19 protein-coding genes are annotated in these 21,151 nt (G+C 73.0%); 5 read left to right on the top strand and 14 right to left on the bottom strand.

All coding sequences use genetic code 11. The annotated features are described in order from the left end of the window. Positions 1-95: 95 nt before the first annotated feature. The 4 genes from ACFYSC_RS12635 to ACFYSC_RS12620 form a co-directional block, all read right to left on the bottom strand. Complete coding sequence (locus ACFYSC_RS12635; protein WP_389960440.1) at positions 96-1,253, bottom strand: VLRF1 family aeRF1-type release factor; 1,158 nt, start codon at positions 1,251-1,253, stop codon at positions 96-98. Between the two features lie 314 nt (positions 1,254-1,567). Further along, positions 1,568-4,237 carry a polynucleotide kinase-phosphatase gene (locus ACFYSC_RS12630; RefSeq protein ID WP_389960438.1) on the bottom strand — a complete coding sequence of 890 codons (2,670 nt, stop codon included), beginning with the start codon at positions 4,235-4,237 and terminating at the stop codon, positions 1,568-1,570. A gap of 5 nt (positions 4,238-4,242) precedes the next feature. Next, positions 4,243-5,898: a 3' terminal RNA ribose 2'-O-methyltransferase Hen1 gene (locus ACFYSC_RS12625; protein WP_389960436.1), complete on the bottom strand. Its 1,656-nt coding sequence runs from the start codon at positions 5,896-5,898 to the stop codon at positions 4,243-4,245. Between the two features lie 186 nt (positions 5,899-6,084). After that, complete coding sequence (locus ACFYSC_RS12620) at positions 6,085-7,008, bottom strand: LLM class F420-dependent oxidoreductase (protein ID WP_389960434.1); 924 nt, start codon at positions 7,006-7,008, stop codon at positions 6,085-6,087. 148 nt (positions 7,009-7,156) lie between these two features. On the opposite strand from ACFYSC_RS12620, the gene ACFYSC_RS12615 reads away from it, so the two are divergent. Further along, positions 7,157-8,311, top strand: coding sequence for a hypothetical protein (locus ACFYSC_RS12615; protein ID WP_389960432.1), 1,155 nt, complete (start codon positions 7,157-7,159; stop codon positions 8,309-8,311). A gap of 3 nt (positions 8,312-8,314) precedes the next feature. Here the strand turns inward: ACFYSC_RS12615 and ACFYSC_RS12610 are convergent, their stop codons facing one another. From ACFYSC_RS12610 to ACFYSC_RS12600, 3 genes are all read right to left on the bottom strand, one after another. Further along, a complete protein-coding gene (locus ACFYSC_RS12610; RefSeq protein WP_389960430.1) occupies positions 8,315-8,518 on the bottom strand; it encodes a hypothetical protein in 204 nt (67 codons plus the stop codon). Beyond that, positions 8,515-9,666 (bottom strand): anion permease, encoded by a 1,152-nt coding sequence (locus ACFYSC_RS12605; RefSeq protein WP_389960428.1) that lies wholly within the window; start codon positions 9,664-9,666, stop codon positions 8,515-8,517. The genes ACFYSC_RS12610 and ACFYSC_RS12605 overlap by 4 nt, the downstream gene beginning before the upstream one ends. 199 nt (positions 9,667-9,865) lie before the next feature. After that, a complete protein-coding gene (locus tag ACFYSC_RS12600; RefSeq protein WP_389960426.1) occupies positions 9,866-10,477 on the bottom strand; it encodes a TetR/AcrR family transcriptional regulator in 612 nt (203 codons plus the stop codon). A gap of 130 nt (positions 10,478-10,607) precedes the next feature. On the opposite strand from ACFYSC_RS12600, the gene ACFYSC_RS12595 reads away from it, so the two are divergent. Beyond that, positions 10,608-11,255 (top strand): hypothetical protein, encoded by a 648-nt coding sequence (locus ACFYSC_RS12595; RefSeq protein ID WP_389960424.1) that lies wholly within the window; start codon positions 10,608-10,610, stop codon positions 11,253-11,255. Positions 11,256-11,606: 351 nt separating this feature from the next. Next, a complete protein-coding gene (locus ACFYSC_RS12590) occupies positions 11,607-13,019 on the top strand; it encodes an alpha/beta hydrolase (RefSeq protein ID WP_389960422.1) in 1,413 nt (470 codons plus the stop codon). A 95-nt stretch (positions 13,020-13,114) separates the two neighbouring features. On the opposite strand, the gene ACFYSC_RS12585 is transcribed toward ACFYSC_RS12590, so the two are convergent. After that, complete coding sequence (locus ACFYSC_RS12585) at positions 13,115-14,368, bottom strand: class I SAM-dependent RNA methyltransferase (protein ID WP_389960420.1); 1,254 nt, start codon at positions 14,366-14,368, stop codon at positions 13,115-13,117. Between the two features lie 72 nt (positions 14,369-14,440). Next, positions 14,441-16,501: an APC family permease gene (locus ACFYSC_RS12580; protein WP_389960418.1), complete on the bottom strand. Its 2,061-nt coding sequence runs from the start codon at positions 16,499-16,501 to the stop codon at positions 14,441-14,443. Between the two features lie 112 nt (positions 16,502-16,613). On the opposite strand from ACFYSC_RS12580, the gene ACFYSC_RS12575 reads away from it, so the two are divergent. Both ACFYSC_RS12575 and ACFYSC_RS12570 read left to right on the top strand, forming a co-directional pair. Continuing rightward, positions 16,614-17,279, top strand: coding sequence for a TrkA family potassium uptake protein (locus tag ACFYSC_RS12575; protein ID WP_362946835.1), 666 nt, complete (start codon positions 16,614-16,616; stop codon positions 17,277-17,279). Further along, on the top strand, positions 17,279-17,947 hold the full coding sequence (locus ACFYSC_RS12570; RefSeq protein WP_389960415.1) for a potassium channel family protein: 669 nt from the start codon (positions 17,279-17,281) through the stop codon (positions 17,945-17,947). The genes ACFYSC_RS12575 and ACFYSC_RS12570 overlap by 1 nt, the downstream gene beginning before the upstream one ends. A 278-nt stretch (positions 17,948-18,225) precedes the next feature. Here ACFYSC_RS12570 and ACFYSC_RS12565 read toward each other — a convergent pair whose 3' ends face one another. From ACFYSC_RS12565 to ACFYSC_RS12545, 5 genes are read right to left on the bottom strand one after another with little or no spacing between them, the layout of a single operon-like run. Then, positions 18,226-18,921: a DUF3159 domain-containing protein gene (locus ACFYSC_RS12565; protein WP_389961123.1), complete on the bottom strand. Its 696-nt coding sequence runs from the start codon at positions 18,919-18,921 to the stop codon at positions 18,226-18,228. A gap of 32 nt (positions 18,922-18,953) precedes the next feature. Next, positions 18,954-19,346 (bottom strand): OB-fold nucleic acid binding domain-containing protein, encoded by a 393-nt coding sequence (locus ACFYSC_RS12560; RefSeq protein WP_389960413.1) that lies wholly within the window; start codon positions 19,344-19,346, stop codon positions 18,954-18,956. Between the two features lie 49 nt (positions 19,347-19,395). After that, positions 19,396-20,097 carry a DUF3710 domain-containing protein gene (locus ACFYSC_RS12555; RefSeq protein ID WP_389960411.1) on the bottom strand — a complete coding sequence of 234 codons (702 nt, stop codon included), beginning with the start codon at positions 20,095-20,097 and terminating at the stop codon, positions 19,396-19,398. Between the two features lie 52 nt (positions 20,098-20,149). Then, a complete protein-coding gene (gene dut / locus ACFYSC_RS12550; RefSeq protein ID WP_389960409.1) occupies positions 20,150-20,593 on the bottom strand; it encodes a dUTP diphosphatase in 444 nt (147 codons plus the stop codon). Further along, entirely contained in the window at positions 20,590-21,144 is a 555-nt protein-coding gene (locus ACFYSC_RS12545; protein WP_362939632.1) for a PaaI family thioesterase, read from the bottom strand. The genes dut and ACFYSC_RS12545 overlap by 4 nt, the downstream gene beginning before the upstream one ends. Between the last annotated feature and the right edge of the window lie 7 nt (positions 21,145-21,151).

Below are 21,151 nucleotides of genomic sequence, written 5' to 3'. Positions count from 1 at the left end.
GAGTGAAAGTCTCTCACGGTGACCGCGCGATGACCGGCCCGGGTCCATGGCCCGGACGGCTCGAGTCCGCGGCCCGGATCACCGGCGCGGCCCGGTCACCAGCGCAGGATCGCCCCGGCCCCGTCGACGTCGGCCAGGGCCGCGGCGGCCTCGCCGTCCAGGACGATCACCTCGGCGTCGATGTCCAGGGCCCGTTCGATCATACGCTCGCCCATCCTGGGCTCCTCGGTGACCTCCGGATTCCCCGGCGGGGTCGCGTGCGGCGGATAGAGCAGCCCGTCGGCGGCGCGCCTGCCGCTCCACTCCCGGGTCTCGTCCAGCAGGAGCTGAGCCACCCGGCCGTCGTTCAGCGCACCGAGCGTGTCGGCCAGGCCGAGCGCCCCGCGCCCTCCGGACAGCGCCCCGTCCCTGGCATGAGCCGCCAGCGACGCGCCCAAGCGGGTCCTGGCCTCCTTCAGCTGCGGCCGCACCCGCTCGACCAGCTTCGCCGGGGGCCCCGGCTCCGCCACCGAGGTCAGCTGGATGACGTCGCCGCCCAGCTCCCCGGCCAGGATCTCGCCCAGCGGGGGGTCGCCGAGCACCACGGTGGTGGTCCAGCCGCGGTTCACGGCCTCCTCGGCGACGCGCTGACCCGCCTCGCGCGCCAGGCGGGCGACGTTGTCGGCCACCCTTTTCTCGAACTTGTCGCGGTAGGGGGTGCCGTGCGAGGCGTACTCGGTGCGCGAGGGACCGCCGGGGTCGCGCCAGTCGTCGGAGTCCACCTCGAAGCGCATGCCGCCGAGGTCCTCGGCCTGGCCGTACCGGTAGTCGACCACGCGTGTCCCGTCCCTGGAGACGGCGACGATCCCGGCGGGCGGCGCGGTCTCCACGGTGTTGACCAGCGGGCGCACGTACGCCGTCGTCTCCAGCACCATCTGGTCGGCGACCGGCAGCTGGAAGGAGAAGGCCAGCGCCTCGTCCCCTCCGACCGGGGCGAACAGCACCCGCCCGACCCCCGGCCGGGACGGGTCGAGCAGTGTCTGGAAGTCGCGTTCCAATCCGTCCAGCCGCCTCAGGACGGCCGTGCGCCGCGCCCGGTCGGGGTCGGCCTCGGCCCGCTCGCGCAGGTCGCCCAGGTCGTTGGCGAACTTGATCCGCCAGGCGGGGCGGGACCCGGGATCGGCCCGGGGGTCCACGGTCACGTAGAACGACAGGACCCCCAGCTCATCGCTGATGGAGACGACCTCTCTCAGGGCAGCGCGGTCGAACCTCACGACGTCCCCCTCCGACGGGTCCGGGCCACAGACCTGATCCGGGCTACAAGCCTATGGACCGGCACGGAAAGGACTCGCCGCGCGGGCGGGGAACTGCCCCGCTCCTGCCCCGGTCTTTACCCGGGGATCACCGTCCTCCCCGAAACCCGCGGGCACGCCTCCCGCGGAACCCTCGGGCACGGGTCCGGGGGGGGGGGGGGCGGGCGCGCGGGGGGGGGCCGCCCCCCCCCCCGCCCCCGGGGCCCCCCCCCCCCCCCCCCCCCCCCCCCCCCCCGGGGCCCCCCCCCCCCGCCCCGGGGCGCCCGCGGCCGGACCTACAGGCGCGGGTCCACCGGCTCCGACTCCAGCGCCAGGACCGCGAAGACCGGCTCGTGGACCCGCCACAGCGGCTCGCCCTCGGCCAGCCGGGAGAGCGCCTCCAGCCCCAGGGCGTACTCGCGCAGGGCCAGCGAGCGCTTGCGGCCCAGGAAGCGGTGACGCAGTTCCGCGAGGCTCTCGGTGTAGTCGGGGCCGTAGACGATCCGCAGGTACTCCCGGCCGCGCACCTTGATCCCGGGCTGCGTCCGGCTCCCCTCCGGGGCGTCCAGCGGCTTGACCACCATGCCCTCGCCGCCCGCGGCGGTCAGCTCCGACCACCAGGCGGTGGCCGCCTCCCGGGAGGAGTCCGAGGCGAGGTCGGCGAACACGTGCCGGGTGGGCGCGATCAGCGGGTCGGTGAGCCGCGAGAGCGTCTCCAGGTGCCAGGTGTGCGGCTCCAGGGCGGTGACGCGGCCCTCGCAGGCCAGGATCTGGAACGGCGCCAGCCGCAGGCCGTCCAGTCCGTCCACTTCCCAGCAGTATCGCGCATAGGCGTCCCGGAATCGGGCAGCGTTATCCAGGCGGCGACGGGTGCGGTCCAACAGATCGCCCACATCCAACCCGCGCCCGGCCGCCGCCTCCAGCGCGGCGACCGCCTCGGGCAGCGCCGCGCGTGCCGCGGCACCCACCGACGCGTACTGACCGCGGATCAGCCCCTCGGCCTTCGCCGACCAGGGCAGCAGCTCCGCGTCGAGCACCAGCCAGTCGGTGCCCAGCTCGTCCATGAGCGGCTCGCACGCCCGCCGGAGCCGGTCCACCAGCCCGGCGGTGTCCTTGAAGAAGGACCGGCCGGTGCGGGTGTGCACGACCCCGGCGCTCCCGTCGGAGACCCCGAACCGCGCCGCGGCCACCTCGGCGTTCCTGGCGAGCACGGCGACCGCCCGCGACCCCATGTGCTTCTCCTGGCAGACGACGCGGGTGACCCCGGCCGCGGCGAACTCCGCGAACGCCTCCGCCGGGTGCTCCAGGCAGCCGTCCAGGGAGGAGGTCTCCGGCGGCGCCATCGTCGGCGGCAGGTAGACCAGCCAGCGCGGATCGACCGCGAACCGGCTCATGATCTCCAGCGCCGCGGCGGCGTTCTCCTCCCGGACCTTGATACGGCCTCCGCCGTGGCGCACCTCGACGTGCATGGGGCCCCGGACGTCGGCGGCGGCGAGCGCGCCCCGGTCGCGGTGGCCGGCGTCGCGGTGGCCGGGGGCGGCCAGCGGCCGGACCGGCTCGTACCACGTCCTCCCGGCCGGCACCGAGACGAGTTCCTTCTCGGGGTAGCGCAGCGCGGTGAGCCGGCCGCCGAACACGACCCCTGTGTCCAGGCAGATCGTGTTGTTGACCCACTCGGCCTCGGGGACGGGGGTGTGGCCGTAGACGACCATGGCCCGGCCCCGGTACTCCCGCGCCCACGGGTAGCGCACGGGCAGGCCGTACTCGTCGGTCTCGCCGGTGGTGTCTCCGTACAGCGCGAAGGAGCGCACCCGTCCCGAGGCGCGGCCGTGGTAGGCCTCCTTCAGCCCGGCGTGCGCGACGACGAGCCGGCCGCCGTCGAGCCGGTAGTGGCTGATCAGCCCCTTCATGAAGTCCAGCGCGGCGGCGCGGAACTCCTCCGGCTCGGCCGCGAGCTGCTCCAGCGACTCCGCGAGGCCGTGGGCGACCCTGACCTTGCGGCCGTCGAGGGCACGGGCGAGCTTCTGCTCGTGGTTGCCCGACACGCACAGGGCCGTCCCGGCGGCGACCATGCCCATGACCAGCCGGAGCACGCCCGGCGTGTCCGGCCCGCGGTCGACCAGGTCGCCGAGGAAGACCGCCGTCCGCCCCTCGGGGTGGGTCGCCCCGGCGCCGTCGGGACGGATCTCCCAGCCGAGGTCGCGCAGCAGCGCCTCCAGCTCGGCGCGGCAGCCGTGCACGTCGCCGATGAGGTCGAACGGGCCGGTCAGCTCCCGCCGGTCGGTCCACGCCCGCTCGGTGACGATCCTGGCGGCCTCGATCTCCTCGGCCCCGCGCAGCACGTGGACCCGGCGGAACCCCTCGCGGGAGAGACCCCGCAGCGACCGGCGCAGGTCCTTGGCCTGCCGCCTGATCACGTGGGACCCGAAGTCCCGGTCGGGCCTGGTCTCGTTGCGCCCGGCGGCGACCGCCTCCGGCACGTCCAGGACGATCGCGTCGGCGAGCACGTCGTGGGCCTTGGCGAGCGCGATGAGACTCCCGCGCGCCTCCCGCTGGACGTTCGTGGCGTCCACGACCGTCAGCAGACCGCGCCGCAGGCGGGTGCCGACGATGTGGTGCAGCAGGTCGAAGGCGTCGGCGCTGGCGCCCTGGTCGTTCTCGTCGTCGGACACCAGGCCGCGGCAGAAGTCGGAGGAGACGACCTGGGTGGGTGCGAACCGGCGGCGGGCGAAGGTCGACTTGCCGCTGCCGGAGATCCCGACGAGCACGACCAGCGACATCTCCGGCACGGAGATCTCGGTGCCTACGGCGCTCCCGGTGATCCGGGTGTTCTCGGTGGTCTCCGTGGTCCCGGGCGTCCCGGGCGTCCCGGTGGTCTCCGCGGCCACGGTGGGCTCGGAGACCATGATGGCCTCGGTGACCTCGGTGACCTCGGTGCTCTCTGTGCTCTCTGTGGACTCGGCCATCCCGGTCACTCCCCTTCCCGCGCCGTCTCGTCCGCCCGTTCCGGCGGGCCCGCCGGATCCGCCGGCGCCGTTCCCTCCGCGTGCGCCGCCCCGTCTCCCTCCGCGGCCCCGTCCACCCGGGTGAGCACCGCCAGCTGGGTGGGCGGACCCACCTCGGGGTCGTCCTCACCGACCGGCCGGAACCCCGCCCGGTAGCCGTTGCGCTCGCCCACCGCCAGCGCCCACGCCCGGAACTCGTCACGGGTCCACTCGAAGCGGTGGTCGGGGTGGCGCATGCCGTCGAGGAACTCGTAGCGGACGTTGTACTCGGCGTTCGGCGTCGTCACGATCACGTGCCGGGGACGGGCCGCGCCGAAGACCACGTGCTCCAGCGCGTCCAGACGGGACGGGTCCACGTGCTCGACGACCTCCATGAGCACCGCCGCGTCGTATCCGGCGAACCGGTCGTCGGTGTAGGTCAGCGCCCCCTGGAACAGCTCCAGCCGCTCCCTGCGCCGCTCCGGCATCCGGTCGAGCCGGAGCCGCCTGGCGGCGACGGTCAGGGCCTGCGTCGAGACGTCCGTACCGGCGACCCTGGTGAAGGCGGGCCGCTCCAGCAGCGCGCCGACGAGCTGCCCCGATCCGCAGCCCAGGTCGATGACCGTACGGGCGCCCAGCTCCTCCAGCACGCCGATCACCGCCTCCCGGCGCAGGACGTTCAGCGGGCGCCGGGACGACGCGTCCGGTACGGTCTCCTCCCCGGACGCGCCGGACGTCTCCGGCACGCCGGCCCCGTCGCGTACGGCGGGCACGCCCAGGTCCGCTCCGGGTGCGGAGACAGGGGCGGTCCCGGCGTCGGAGCCGATGGGCTCCGCGAGGTCGACGGGGTCGCCGAGGTCACCGGGGTCCTCTTCGACGGGCGGCTCCAGCTCCTCCGCCACGTCGTCGCCCAGCTCGGCCAGGCGGGCGAAGGCCGCCCGCTCCAGCGACCGGCGGCGGCCCAGGTAGCGGCGGGTGATCAGGTTCCGGTCAGGGTGGGCCGCCAGCCAGGACTCCCCCGCCCGGATGAGCTTGTCGACCTCGTCGGAGGCGACCCAGTAGTGCTTCGAGTCGTCCAGCACCGGCAGCAGCACGTAGAGCTGGTTGAGGGCGTCGGCCAGGCGCAGCTCGCCGCGTAGCGTCAGCCGGACGTAGCGGGAGTCGCCCCACCGGGGGAACCGCTCGTCCAGCGGCACGGCGCGCGCCTCGACCGTCCAGCCGAGCGGCTCGAAGAACCGGCGGGCCGCCTCCGCCCCGCCCCGGCAGGGCAGGGCGGGCAGCGTGATCTCCAGCGGGAGCGGCCGGGCGGCCAGCTCGGGGCGGGCGGCACAGCGTCCGGCGCGGGCGGTGCGGAACACGTCCCCCAGGGCCACGGCCAGCAGCGACGACGCCGCGTAGGGCCGGTCGTTGACGTACTGACCCAGGGCGTAGTCGGGCGTGGACCGGCCGCGCGAGCGGACCAGGCGGACCGGGTCGACGTCCAGCATGAGCGCGGCCGTGCAGCGCTCCTCGTCCGCCTCCGGGTAGAAGACGCGGGCCACGCCGTACGACTGGCCGAACTCCTGGACCCGGCCGGGGTGCTTGTGCAGCAGGAACCCGAGGTCCGTCGCGGGCCGGGCGGTGGTGGAGATCGTGATCAGCACCCGCGACAGTCTGCCTCATACCCGGCGATCCGGACCATGGATTAACCGGCCCCGGCCCCGGGCGGCCGGCCCCGCACGGCGGCCGCGCGGGGCCGTCCGGGGCGGGGCGGGGCGGGGCGAAAGGTACGGGGCTCGGCGAAAGGTGCGGCGGCCGTGCGGGGGCCGGGCAGGCGGGAGACGAGGCGGTCAGACCCGCGGGAGCACCTCGGCGGCGATGAGCTCCAGGTGGTCCAGGTCCGACAGGTCCATGACCTGCAGATAGAGGTGCTCGGCGCCCAGCTCGGCGAACCTGCCGATCTTCTCGATCACCTCGGAGGGGGTGCCCGCCAGTCCGTTGGCGCGCAGTGCGGCGAGGTCGTGCCCGGCTGCCCGTGCCCGCCGCGCGACCTCGGCCTCGTCGGCCCCGACCGCCACGGTCTGCGCGGCCGACAACACGATCGACTCCCGGCCGGCGGCCTCGCACGCCTTCCTGACCCGGTCGAACGCCAGCTCGGTGTCATCGAGATCGTGGAACGGCAGGTTGTACTCGTCGGCGAACCGCGCGGCGAGCCGCGGGGTCCGCGTGGCGCCGAACCCGCCGATGATGATCGGCGGCCCCGGGCGCTGCGCCGGCTTGGGCAGGGCCGGGGAGTCGGCCAGCCGGTAGTGGGCGCCCTCGAAGGAGAAGGTCTCGCCGGGGGGCGTGGACCACAGCCCGGTGATGATCTCCAGCTGCTCCTCGAACCGGCCGAACCGCTCGCCGACCGGCGGGAACGGGATGCCGTAGGCGGTGTGCTCGGCGTCGAACCAGCCCGTCCCCAGCCCCAGCTCGACCCGGCCGCCGCTCATCTGGTCCACCTGGGCGACGCTGATCGCCAGCGGGCCGGGCAGCCGGAAGGTGGCGGGGCTGACCAGGGTGCCGAGCCGGATCGTGGAGGTGTCCCGGGCCAGGCCGGCGAGCATCACCCAGGCGTCGCTGGAGCCCGGCCCGTGGTCGCCCTCGGTGATCCGCAGATAGTGGTCCGACCGGAAGAAGGCGTCGAACCCGAGCCGCTCCGCCGTCCGCGCGACCGTCAGCAGTTCCTCGTAGGTGGCGCCCTGCTGCGGTTCAGTGAAGATCCTCAACTTCATGTCCCCCATTATCCGGGCACACCGGACGGCATCCGCAGAAAGTCCGCCCCGCGCGGCGGGTCCTTGCTAGCGTTCGAGCTTTGAAAGCACCGGGTGGCGGACCCGGTGCGCAGAGCGACCATCGGGCGGCATCGAGGAGGGGGACCCCATGCCGGTCACGACAGACCGCTCCGCCGGCCGTGGCCCCGGCGGGCCGGTCGGGCCGGGCACCCTGCCCCGGCCGCTGACCGCGCTGGCGTCGGCCGCGCTCCTGGCCGGGACCGGCGTCGCGGTGTGGCTGCTGCCGTCCGGGCCGGTGAACCGGCCCTGGGCGGGCGGTCCCGGCCCGGACGGCCCGGCCCGCGGCGGGGCCTCGTCCCGCCCGGTCCCCTCCGGCCCGCCCTCCCCCGCCTCGTCCGGGCCGGACTCTCCCCCGCGCCCGGGACCCGGAGCGGCCCGGACGGAGCCGTCGACCGGCCGTCCGTCCGGCTTCGTGCCCTTCGCCGACGTCGCCCGCGGCCCGTCCCTCGCCCCGTACGGCATGACCGGGCGTGAGCGCGCCCGGTGGGTCGTCCTCGGTCACCTGGTGGCCGCCGGCGACGGCTGCGCCACCGGGTGGGCGGGCCTTCCCGGGCGGGCCGGCGGGATCGCCGCCCGCCTCGGCCCGCTGCGCGCGGCCGGCGGCGAGGTGGGCGTCGTCTTCGGCGGTCCCGCGGGTCGCGAGCCGGCCGCCGCCTGCGCCGACCCGGGCCGGCTCGCCGCCGCCTACCGCCGGGCGGTCGGCGCGCTCGGGGCCTCCTACGCCGCCTTCGAGCCGTCCGGCTCTTCCGGCTTGAACGGCCCGGACGGCCCGGAGACCGTGCTGCGCCGCGCCCGGGCGATCGCGGTCCTCCAGCGCGAGGCGGCCGCGCGCGGCCGTCCCCTCACGGTGGGCTTCGCGCTGGAGGCCACCGTGGCGGGTCTGGCCCCGGGTGACCGGGCGATGCTCAGGTCCACCCGGCTGGCCGGGGTGGAGATCGGCGCCGTCGACCTCCTGGTCCCGCTCGACCGCGCCCCCACCGGGCGCGCCCGTCTGGGCGCGGTCGCCGCGGCGGTCCGGGCGGCCCAGCCGCAGGTCGCGCGGGCCCTCGGCCGTCCGACCTCCTGGGACCGGATCGCCCTGTCGCCGGTCCTGACCGGCCCGCGGGGGCTCACCGCCGCCGAGACCCGCACGCTGACCGGCTTCACCGTCCGCAACGGCCTGGCCTGGCTGTCGGTCCGGGAGCCCGCCCCCGGCCCCGGCGGCGCCCGCCTCCTGGCCGGCGGCCCCGACCGGGCGAGGTGAGGCTCACTTCCTCAGCATCACGTACAGACCCAGGACGACGCCCCCGGCCACCAGCAGGAAGCACAGAGCGGCGCCTGCCCGCCCGGCCGGACGTCCGGTGGCCAGGCCCACCAGGGCGAGCGAGAAGACCGACACCAGCCCCGCGCCCGCCACCAGGGCGAACACGACGACCTTCCACAGGGTGTCCAGGCCGAAATAGTCGTTCACGACACGGTCTCCGGGGTGCGGGCGGGGGTGATGCCGCCCCGCCAGTCGTCGTTGACGTTGCCGGCGTGCACCGGGCGGCGCCGCGAGGCGGCGTAGAGCGCGCCGCCCAGCAGCAACGCGACGGCGAAGACGACCGCCACGCCGGTGGCTCCACCGATCCGCGTGGCCGCGAACCACGACAGCGCGCCGACCACGGCCGCGGCGGGCAGGGTGACCAGCCAGGCGGCGAGCATCGTGCCCGCGAGACCCCAGCGGACCTCGGCCAGCCGTTTGCCCAGTCCGGAGCCGATGACCGAGCCGGTGCACACATGCGTGGTCGACAGGGGGAAACCGAAGTGGGAGGAGACGAAGATGACGGCGGCCGAGGAGCCCTCGGCCGCGAACCCCTGCGGTGTCTCGATCTCGGTCAGGCCCTTGCCGAGGGTACGGATGACCCGCCAGCCGCCGAGATAGGTGCCGAGGGCGATCGCGACGGCGCACGCCGCGACGACCCAGAACGGTGTGGCCGCGTTCACGGCGAGGGTGCCGTTGGCGATCATCGCCAGGGTGATGACGCCCATGGTCTTCTGCGCGTCGTTGGTGCCGTGCGCGAGGGAGACCAGGGAGGCCGGGCCGATCTGGCCGTACCGGTACCAACGTCCGCGCAGCTCTTCCGGCACGTTGCGGGTCAGCCTGTACACCAGGCAGGTGCCGACGGTGGCCACCAGGATCGCGGTCAGCGGGGCGAGCACCGCGGGGACGAGCACCTTCGACACGACCTCGGCAACCTTGATCGCCGAGGTGCCGGCCGCGATCAGGGTGGCACCGACCACGCCACCGATCAGGGCGTGCGAGGAACTGGAGGGGATGCCGTAGTACCAGGTCAGGAGGTTCCAGGCGAACCCGCCGACCAGCCCGGCGAAGACCACGGTGAGGGTGATGGCACCGCTCTCGACGATACCGGTGGCGATCGTGGCGGCGACCTTCAGCGACAGGAAGGCGCCGACGAAGTTGAGGACGGCGGACAACGCCACCGCCGCTTTGGGCGGCAGCGCGCCGGTGGCGATCGAGGTCGCCATGGCGTTGGCGGTGTCGTGGAACCCGTTGGTGAAGTCGAATGACAGCGCCGTGGCGACGACGACGGCGAGGAGCACGGTATTGGCGTCCATGCACCGCCTCTGACCCTGAGGGCCCGCGCCAATCCGGCGCGGCGAAGAAATTCACCCGCCGTTCTCCGGGAAGCGGCGACGGGCGGCGGTGGCCTCGGCCTCGCCGAGGAGGGCGATCCACAAGGGAGTGCACGTCTCACCGTGTTCTCGCGCCCCTACCTGGCGGGGGGAGCCGGTGCAGAGGGGTGGTCGGTTCGGTTCACGGCCGAGTCTGCCCGGCGGACGGTGCGGGGCCGGTGGAGAGGACGTGGTCGACGGCGGCGTTGAGGGTCTCGGTCTCGGCGATGAGGACGGATTCGCGGGTGGGCAGGGCGCGTTCGACCGAGAGCCCGTTGAGGACGGTGAGAAGGAACCTGACGTTGCGGGTGTGGTCTCCCGGGGGCAGTGCGCCTTCCTCGGCGAGCACCTGCAGCCAGTGTTCGACCCGGCGCTCCGCCGCCCGCTCATGGCCGAGGTATGCGGCGCGTACCGGTTCGGTCGGCGTGGGTTCGATGAAGGCTCGATACATCGCGCCCCATGCGGCTCGCGCGTCCTCGTTGGTGCCGAGCGGTGCGAGGACCTGCCGCAGGCAGTTCAGAAGCCGTTCGCGGGGCGGCAGTGTCCGGTCCCGGATCGGGTCGTCGGGCAGCAGGTCTTCGTAGATCCGCGCGAGCAGGCTGTCCTGCAGGGCGCGCTGGGTGGGGAAGTGGAACCTCAGCGAGCCGGTGCTCACCCCCGCACGCGCGGCGACCGCTCGCACGCTCAGCTTCGCCGCCACATCCTCGGCGATCATCTCTGCAGCGGCCCGGAGGATCTTCTCGCGTGTTTCCATGCCCCGCGCTCCTTCGCTTCTTCCAGCCCCCTCAGCCTACTAGCACGCCGTACTAGTACAGTGTGCTAGCGTCTTCACCAACACGCTGTACTAGTGCCGTTGCGGCCGATGCGCGCAGGAGGGGCGGAGCATGATGTGGAAGCAGTGGGCGGCATCGAAGCGCCTCAAGCCGGGAGACGGCAGGGAACTGCAGCCGTTCCGCTGGTGGCAACTCCCCCTGCGCTCCCTGTTCTGGCTACGACTCCCCGGCGCCGGCGGGCACGCCCGCCTGCACGCCGTCGACGTACGGCACTGGGCGCGGTTGGACGACAGCAAGGTCCGGGCGCATCTGTTCCTGGACGGCAGGCACGTGGCCGAGTCGAAACTGCCCGCGGTCTTCCCTGTCGACGGGGGCGTCATCGAGGTGGCGATGAGCAACTACGGCATAAGGCGCTGCCACTACCGCCCCTCGGGCGGACAGCCGCGTCAGCTCACGCCCGACCCGGCCTCGGCGGAGGGGCGGCGGGCGCGCTTCGGCGCCCGCCATCCGGGACTGAGCCGGGCGATCGGCATCGGATCGGTTTTGCTGCTCCTCATCGGTGTGGGCCTGAACCTGTTACAGCTCGCTGAACCCCTCTCTCACATTCCTCCCGTCATGCAACGGGTCGGAACGTTCGAATCACCGATACACCTGCCGATCTGGCTGAACCTCGTTCTGGGGGGCGGGGCCGTCCTGGCGAGCATGGAGCGCGCGCTCCGCCTGCGGTACTCCTCCCTGCTCGACGCGGCCGGTCACTGACCCCCCGAAGTCTCTGCTCGACACGGCCGGCCACTGACCCCCCGAAGCGAGGAAGGCACGACCACGTCGGCCCTCTCCGGCCGGCCCCTTGCGCGGCCGGCATGGCCCGGCCGCATGGAATGACACGAGCACGGCGAAAGGAAGATCATCATGATTCGGTCGAGGCCAAGGCCCGCCGCCTGGTATGGGGCGGCGTTCGCCGCAACCCTCATGGTCCTGACCGGGTGCTCGTCTGGCGCCTCGGGGCCGCGCAGCACGTCCGCAGCGGGCGCACCGGCCTCCGTCGTCCCGTCCCCGGACCGGCTCACATGGAGCACGTGCGGGAAGAACCTCGAATGCGCCACGATCAAGGTGCCGCAGGAATACACCGAGCCTCATGGCGCGCAGATCCCGCTCGCGGTCATGCGGCACCGGGCCACCGATCCCGGCCACCGCATCGGCAGCCTGTTCTTCAACCCGGGCGGGCCCGGGGTCCCCGCCACCGAAACGCTGCGTAATCTACCCAGAACAGCCGGCACTCCCGGCGCCTTCTCACCCGCGGTGCTCGCCAGATTCGACATCATCGCGATGGACCCGCGCGGCGTCGGCGGATCGCAGGCCGTTCGCTGCCTGACCGACAAGCAGCGAGCCGACGCCGCCGGAACCGCCTTCGACCCGGCCGTCCCCGGGGGCAGACCCCTGCCGCGGCTGCTGACCGATGCCGCCGCGTTCACCGGCGGCTGCGCCAGACACCAGAGCAAGAAATTCCTGGCAGGCATGTCCAGCGACAACGTGGCCCGCGACATCGACCGGGTTCGCTCCGCGCTCGGCGAGCGCGAGATCACGTATTACGGCTTGTCCTACGGCACCGTGGTCGGCCCGATGTACGCCACCCTGTTCCCTCACCGCGTCCGCCAGATGGTGCTCGACGCACCCATCGACACCAACCTGTGGTTCGGCGACTCCCTCACCTTCCTCAATGAGGTCGCCGTGGCGAGCGAACGGACGCTCAACGCCTGGTTCGAGACCTGCCGCACCGAAGGGACCGCGGTGTGCCCGTTCGGAGCGGGAGACCCGCAGGCGGCGTTCGACACACTGATCGGCAGACTGGAAGCGAAGCCGCTGAAGATCGCACCCGTCAGGGGCGCCACCCCGGGCGGTGAACTCGACGGCGCCATGGCTCTTGAGGCCACCCGAGCCCTGGCCGGCGACCAGCACACCTGGCCGTTGCTGACCTCGGCGCTGCTGGCCGCGCAGGACGGCAACGGCGCACCCCTGTACACCCTGTGGAGCGCCGTCACGGTATCCCCCTTCCCTGTCCCCACCGAGATGTTCGAAGCCCACACCGCGGTACGCTGCGCCGACTGGCGGACCCCGGCCGGCGTCGCCGCCCACAAGGCCGCGGCCGCCAAGGCCGTCACCGAGGCGAAGCGGATCGGGACCCGGGCCGCCTACTCCGCCCTGAACTGCGCTCGGTGGCCCGCGCCGAACAAGGACCGCGTCACCAGGCCGCTCACAGGCACCGGTACGCCGCCGGCACTGGTGGTCGCGGGCCGGCTGGACCCCGTCACCCCCCACCATTGGGCCGAGAACATGACCCGGACTCTGGACTCCGCGGTCCTGCTCACGCGCGAAGGAGTCGGACACGGCTCCTACGGCGCCAACTCGTGTGTCAACAGCGCGGTCGACGCCGCCCTCATCAACGGCGCCCACCCCGCCGACGGCGCCGTATGCAAGACGGACAAGCCCGCCACCACCCGCCCTCTCGTCTTCCCGAACCGCTGAGTCACAACCGGTCTTCACCCGCGTACGCACGGCATGACCGTCGGGCGAGTGAAGGCGGAGGTCGCCGCCATCCGTCGGGCGGCCGGAGACCTCGCTCAGCCGCGCTTTCCGGCGGGTTTGAGGATGGCGACGCACTCCACGTGGTGGGTCATCGGGAAGGCGTCGAAGGCGCGCAGGTCCGCGAGGGTGTAGTGGTGGTCGGCGAACCAGGCGAGGTCGCGGGCGAGGGTGGCCGGGTCGCAGGAGACGTAGACGACGCGACTCGCGTCGAGGCCCGCCACACGCCGGACGACGTCGCGGCCGAGGCCGGCCCGGGGCGGGTCGACGACGACGACGTCGGCGCTCTCGATGCCGAACCGGTCGAGGGCGTCCTCCACACGGCCTCGGGCGAACCGGGCCTGGGACAGGTCGCGGAGGTTGCGCTGAGCGTCGCGCACGGCGGCGGCGTCGGACTCGACGCCGAACACGGCGCCCTCCTCGCCGACCGCCTCGGCGAGCGCGGCGGCGAAGAGGCCGACCCCGCAGTAGAGGTCCAGGGCCGACTCCCCCGGCCGCGGGGCGGCGAACTCCATGACCGCGTCCCGCAGCGCGGCGGCGGCGCCGGGGTGGATCTGCCAGAATCCGCTACCGGTGACCTGGAAGTCCCGGTCGCCGACCCGTTCGACGACGTGGCCGCGGCCGTGGACCGCGCGGGTGCGGCCCTTGCCCTCGTCGACGAGGACGGCGACGCTCCGGTCGAGGTCGGGCACGGCCACCGTACGGCGCGGCCGAGGGGTGATCACCACGGCCTGGTCGCCGGTGCCGGAGGCGATGACCTCCACCGCGGCGGCGTTGCGCCAGTTCATCACCTCGACGCCGACGTTCTCCACCTCGGGGTGGGCGATCAGGCAGAGGTCCACCGGCTGGACGTCGTGGGAGCGGTGGCGGCGCAGGCCCGGGACGCCGTCGCGGTCGACGGCGAACTGCACGCGGGTGCGCCAGCCGAGCCCGTCCGGGGCGCCGGGGACCTCCTCGACGACGCCTTTCCACTCGATCCCGGCCAGGCGGCGCAGCTGCTCGGCGACGACCTCGGTCTTGAGGAGGCGCTGGGCATCGAGGGAGGCGTGCTGCCAGTCGCAGCCGCCGCAGAGGCCGGGCCCGGCGAAGGGGCACGGCGGGGTCACCCGGTCGGGCGACGGCTGGAGGATCTCCACCGCGTCGGCGCGCAGGAACCGGGTGGTCTCCTCGGTCACCTCGGCCATGACGCGCTCGCCGGGCAGGGCGTGGCGGACGAAGACCACCCGGCCGTCATGGCGGGCGACGCACCAGCCACCGTGCGCGACGGGCCCCACCGTCAGTTCGATCGCCATGGTCCGTAAGCCCCCAAAGAATCCTTGTCGAGCCTCCCCGCGGTCCGGAGCGCATACGACGCATACGAAAGGTTATGCCTTGACGTCCGGGCCGCGATCCATTCCCTGCGGCACATCCCCCGGCCAGGGACGGCGGACGGCCATGGCGGCGGCCCGCTGGGCGCGGCGGACCTTGAGGCGGTCGGCGGAGTGCAGCTGCCAGGGCACGCTGGTGACCATCACGCCGGGCTGGAACAGCAGGCGGCCCTTGAGCCGCAGCGCGCTCTGGTTGTGCAGCAGGTGCTCCCACCAGTGACCGACCACGTACTCGGGGATGTAGACGGTCACCACGTCACGCGGCGAGCGGCGGCGCAGCGACTTGACGTACTCCAGGATCGGCCGGGTGATCTCGCGGTAGGGCGAGTCGAGGGTCTTCAGCGGTACGGCGATGCCCCGCCGCTCCCACTCCTCCTGCAGCGCCCTGGCGTCCTCGCCGTCCACGCCCACGGTCACGGCCTCCAGGGTCGAGGGCCGGGTGGCGCGGGCGTAGGAGAGGGCCCGCAGGGTCGGCTTGTGGATCTTGGAGACCAGGACGACGGCGTGGTTGCGCGCCGGCAGCATCGACTCGTCCACCTGTGTGCCCTCGGCGACGGCCAGCTCCTGGGAGACGTTGTCGTAGTGGCGGCGGATGGCCTTCATCATCAGGAACAGCACGGGCATGGTCACGCAGACGATCCAGGCGCCGTGGGTGAACTTGGTCAGCAGCACCACCACCAGCACCAGGCCGGTCATGATGCCGCCGAAGAAATTGATCACCCGGGAGCGGCGCATCCGGGCGCGCGCCGACGGGTCCTCCTCGGTCCGGAGGTGGCGGGTCCAGTGCCGCACCATGCCGGTCTGGCTGAGGGTGAAGGAGACGAAGACGCCGACGATGTAGAGGTTGAGCAGGCGGCTGACGTCGGCCTGGAACCCCCACAGCAGCAGGCACGCCCCGGCCGCCAGGATGACGATGCCGTTGGAGAAGGCGAGCCGGTCGCCCCGGTTGTGCAGCTGGCGGGGCAGGAAGCGGTCCTGGGCCAGGATAGCGCCGAGCACCGGGAAGCCGTTGAAGGCGGTGTTGGCCGCCAGGAACAGGATCAGCGCGGTGACGGCGGCGATGACGACGAAGAACACCGACCCGTTGCCGAACACCGCCTCGGCGACCTGGGCGATGATCGGCGGCTGGTTGTAGCCGGGCCCGGCGGGCCGGCCGTCGATGAGCACGCTGGTCGCGGCGGTGGCGGGGTCGGCGAGCTTGACGCCGGAGGCCAGACCGAGCGTGATGATGCCGACGAACATGGTGATCGCGATCAGGCCCATCATCAGCAGCGTGGTCGCGGCGTTCTTGCTCTTGGGCTTGCGGAAGGCGGGCACGCCGTTGCTGATCGCCTCCACGCCGGTGAGGGCGGCGCAGCCGGAGGAGAACGCCCGCAGGATCAGGAACACCGCCGCCAGGCCCGCGAGGTTCGACTGCTCGCCGACGATCTGGTAGCCGGCCGTGGGCGCGCGCAGCTCGTCGCCGAGGACCAGCAGCCGGAAGCCGCCCCAGAAGACCAGGCCGATGACGGCGAACATGAAGGTGTAGGTGGGAACGGCGAAGGCCGCCCCGGACTCGCGGATGCCGCGGAGGTTGACGATCGTCAGCAGCACGACGATGAGGATCGCGATCTGCGGCTTGTGCTCGGCGACGTAGGGGATCGTCGCGCCCACGTAGTCGACACCGTTGGCCACCGACACCGCGACGGTGAGGATGTAGTCGACCATGAGCGCGCTGGCCACGGTGAGGCCGGCGTTCTGCCCGAGGTTGACGGTGGCCACCTCGTAGTCGCCGCCGCCGCTGGGGTAGGCGTGCACGTTCTGCCGGTAGGAGGCGACGACCGTCAGCATCACCACGACCACCGCGGCGGCGACCCAGGGGGCGAACCCGTAGAAGGAGACGCCGGCGATCGACAGGATGACGAGGATCTCCTGGGGCGCGTAGGCGACCGAGGAGAGGGCGTCACTGGCGAAAACCGGCAGCGCGATACGCTTGGGGAGCAATTGCTCATGCAGCTGCGTACTGCGCAGCGCGCGCCCGATGAAAAGGCGCTTGACGAGGTCCGTCACCTTTGACACGTCTGCCGATGCTAGCCGCTGCCAAACCCCGCCGACACGGCACTCCCCCTCCGGGTCATACTGGCTGAGTACATTCGGAGCAAGATCCGCCTCAAACGACCGGCGGGGGAGCATGCATATCGTGATCATGGGGTGTGGGCGTGTCGGATCCACGCTGGCGCACATCCTGGAGGACAGCGGCCACTCGGTCGCCATCATCGACCGGGACCCCCAGGCGTTCCGCCGCCTGCGGGCGGGGTTCCGGGGCCGCCGGGTCACCGGCATCGGCTTCGACCGCGACGTGCTGGAGGAGGCCGGGATCGAGTCGGCCGGCGCCTACGTGGCGGTGAGCAGCGGCGACAACTCCAACATCATCTCTGCCCGGGTCGCCCGCGAGACGTTCGGCGTGGACAACGTGGTGGCCCGGATCTACGACTCCCGGCGCGCCGAGGTCTACCAGCGGCTCGGCATCCCCACCGTGGCCACGGTCCGCTGGACCGCCGACCAGATCCTGCGGCGGGTGCTGCCCGAGGGCGCCGAACCGCTGTGGCGCGACCCCACCGGGACCGTCGTGCTCGCCGAGGTGGCTTATCACCCGGGCTGGATCGGCACCAGGACCAGGGACCTGGAGGCGGAGGCGGGCACCCGTACGGCCTTCGTCAACCGGATGGGCGAGACCCTGCTGCCCAAGAACGACACCGTGCTGCAGGAGGGCGACATCCTGCACGTCATGGCGGCGGGGAACGACATGGACCGCATCAACAAGGTGCTGTCCGGGGCTCCGGAGGAGAGGCACTGATGCGCGTCACCATCGCAGGCGCCGGCGCCGTCGGCCGGTCCATCGCCGCCGAGCTCCTGGAGAACGGCCACGAGGTCCTGCTGGTCGACATCGACCCCAGGGCCATCAAGATCGACACGGTGCCGCGGGCGGAGTGGCTGCTCGCCGACGCCTGCGAGATCTCCTCGCTGGACGAGGCGGGCCTGGCCGACTGCCACGTGGTCGTCGCCGCCAGCGGCGACGACAAGGTCAACCTCGTCGTCTCCCTGCTGGCCAAGACCGAGTACGGCGTGCCCCGCGTGGTCGCCCGGATCAACCACCCCAAGAACGAGTGGCTGTTCAACGAGTCGTGGGGGGTGGACGTCGCCGTCTCGACCCCGCGGCTGCTGAGCGCGCTGGTGGAGGAGGCGGTGAGCGTGGGCGACCTGGTCCGGCTGATGACCTTCCGCCAGGGCCAGGCCAACCTGGTCGAGCTCACGCTGCCCGAGGACGCGCCGGTCGTCGGCCACCGGGCCGGGTCGGTGCCGTGGCCCACCGACACCGCGCTGGTGGCGATCCTGCGCGAGGGCCGGGTGCTGGTGCCCAGCGAGGACGATCCGCTGGAGGCGGGCGACGAGCTGATGTTCGTGGCCAACCAGGAGGTCGAGGAGGAGCTGGCCCGACTCCTGTCCCCCCGCACAACAGGCTGAGCCGCGGGAGGGAGCCCGCTCGGGGGCGCCGGTGTCTGGACTGAGGAGAGAGCGAGCGCAGCGAGCGAACGACGAGGGAAGACACCGGATAAGAGCCCCCGAGCCGCGACACGCAGTGTCGCCTGAGCACAGGGGCGCCGGTGTCTGGACCCGCTCGGGGGCGCCGGTGTCTGGACTGAGGAGCGCAGGAGCGAAGCGACGGAGCGACGAGGGAAGACACCGGTTACCAGCCCCCGAGCCGCGACGCGCAGCGTCGCCATGAACACTGTCGCAATGAGCTACGTACGGACCGGGGTCCTGCCCCTCGTCAGCAGCCACACCATCGCGGCCAGACCCGCGATCTGCAGCGGCCAGCCCATGACGATCTTGAGGATTCCCAGCTCGGCCACGGCGTCGTTGCCGCCGATGAGGTAGACCGGCAGCTGCACCGCCACCCGGATCACGCACGGGACCAGCAGCAGCCAGGTGAGCCTGGAGCAGAGCCGCACCACCGCCGGGTCGGCGCGCCATCCGGTCGGGTCGCCGGTGACCGACCCGATCAGGAAGCCCACCACGGGCCACCGGGTGACGATGGACAGCAGCATCGCCACGGCGTATCCCGCGTTGTACAGGATGCCGGGGAGGTAGACGTCGCGGGCCTCACCGGTGCGGGAGGCGAAGAACGCGCCGATCCCGATGCCGACGAGGCTGTTGAGGACGAACTGCGGCGTCGAGCGCTGCGCCAGGCGTACCACGAGCAGCACCACCGCCGCCGCGATGCTGACGGTCAGCGACTGCCGCAGGTCGGAGGTGGTGATCCAGGCCAGGGTGAAGAAGATCGTGGGCACGGCCGCCTCGACGACGCCCCGCACCCCGCCGAACGCCTTGGCGAGCTGGACGCGGATCGCCGCCTCGACGGTGTCGTGCGCGGCGGTCTCGGTGGACGCCGCCGGCCCCGGCTTCGACGTCCCGGCGGAGGGCTCGGGGGTGGTCATCTTGTCGTTCACGCTCCGTGCTCGTCGATGGGTCACGCACCGCCCGCGGGACGCAGCTCGTAGCGCGGGTTGAACATCACCTTGCGGCCGTCCTGCACGCTGACGAGCCCCTCGGCCAGGACCATGCGGCCCGGCTCGATCCCGGCGATCTTCCGGCGGCCGAGCCAGATCAGCTCGACCACGTCGGAACCGTCGTAGAGCTCCGCCTCCAGCGCGGGGGCGCCCCCGCGGGGACGTAATGTAACCGTACGTAGTGTACCGGTCACGCAGAACCTGCGGCGCCCGGCGCAGGAGACGATGGGGGTGGCGCCGTGGCGGTCGAGGTCCTGCTGGAGTTCGTCGGCCTCCAGCTCCTCCTGACTCGTGGTCAGCCGCCGGAAGAAGCTCCGAAATCCGCGCTGTTTATGCGGTTCCTGAGAACCCACGACTTTCTCCTTCAGATACGTGTCGCAACAGCGTACGCGATCCGGTGGTTCAACGGAGTTCGGCGATCTCGGGCCCCCGTTCGAACGGCCGGAGGTCCCGGCCGTTCGGGGCCCCGGCCTGCTGCTCCATGGCCTGGCGGGCCTCCGGGGGCAGTTGCAGCTCGATCGGTTCCTTCGGCACCATCGGCTCGTCCCCGCGGACGACGACGATGTCACGGATCACGTCCTCCAGCGTCGCGGCCACCTCGGCGTCCGTCGCGGCGCGGCCGCTGAGGACCGCCCGCAGGAACCAGCGGGGGCCGTCGACCCCGATGTAGCGGACCGGCTGGGCGACCCCTTCCGCGGGGACCCGCGCGTCCAGCTCGACGCCGAACGGACCGTCCTTCTCCTCGGCCGTCCCGCCCGCGGTCTTCACGCCCGCGGCCAGCTCGGCCCGTACCTCGTCCCAGATGCCGTTGCGCTTGGGCGCGGCGAAGGCATGCACCTGCAGGGCACTCTCCTCGGCCAGGATGACCGCGCCGACGATCTGCTCTCCGGCGAGGTTGAGCTGCACCTCGAACCCCTGGTCGATCGGCAGCCGCAGGCCACCGAGATCGACCCGCTCCCGCTCGGGGTAGGCGTCGGCGGCGTCCCACGGCCCGGACTCCCTGGCCGGTCCCTCCGCGGTCCCCTTGGGCTCCTCGGTCCGCGCGAACCCCTCGGCCGGGGCCGGGGACTCCTCGCGACGGCGGCGTCCGAACACTTTCCTCACGCTCCTTGAAGTCTCGTCTGCGGCGGGCCACCGGCTGGTCGCCCGCCGGCTCTCAGCGGCCGGTGGAGCCGAAGCCTCCGGCGCCGCGCGCCGACCCGGGCAGCCGGTCCACCTCGTGGAACACCGCCCTGGCGACCCGTTGGACCACCAGTTGCGCGATGCGGTCTCCCCTGTGCAGCCGTACGGCCCGCCCGGCGTCGGTGTTGAGCAGCGTCACCCTGATCTCGCCACGGTAACCCGCGTCGACGGTGCCGGGCGCGTTCACGATCGTCACGCCGTGCTCGGCCGCCAGGCCGGAGCGCGGGTGGACGAAGGCGGCGTAGCCGTCGGGCAGCGCGATCGCCACGCCGGTGCCCACGGTGGCCCGCCCGCCCGGCGGCAGCTCGACGTCCTCGGCCGCGCGCAGGTCGGCGCCGGCGTCGCCCGGGTGGGCGTAGTCCGGCAGCGGCAGCCCGGCGTCGATCCGGCTGATCAGCACCTCGACCTTCTCGCTCACGGGTTCACCTCGTAGTCGTGATGCTCGTCCAGGAGTGCCTGGGCGTCGCCGTGCTCGGCGAAGTGCTCCATGCCCACCTCGACGAAGAGGGCGGCGGCCCGTACGGCGACCGGTCCGTCGGCGGAACCGATCCGCCCCTCGGCTTCAAGGTACGCCTTCCGGCCCGACACCCCGGTGCACCAGGCCCGGAGATGCAGGGTGGTGCCGACCGGGACCGGCGCGAGGTAGTCGGTCTCCAGCCGGGCGGTGACGTAGGGGCGGCGGAACAGCCAGATGGACATGCCGATGACCTCGTCCATCGCCGTGGCGAGCACGCCGCCGTGCGCGAGGCCCGGGGCGCCCTGGTGGGCCTCGGCGACGGTGAACTCGGCGACCACCGTCTCCCCGTCGGGCGTGACGGCCTTCAGGTGCAGGCCTGTGGGGTGCCGGTCGCCGCAGCCGAAGCAGCGGCTGTAGTGGGAGCCGAGCGGCTCACCGGGGCCGGGCGCGCCGGAGGCCGGCCGGGGGCCGGCCGCGCCGGGCGGAGGGGTCGTCAGGGCTGAACGGGTCACGAGGCAG

It is taken from the genome of Streptosporangium sp. NPDC004379 (assembly GCF_042873875.1).
Taxonomy (GTDB): domain Bacteria; phylum Actinomycetota; class Actinomycetes; order Streptosporangiales; family Streptosporangiaceae; genus Streptosporangium.
This window is presented reverse-complemented; position numbering and strand designations above follow the sequence as displayed.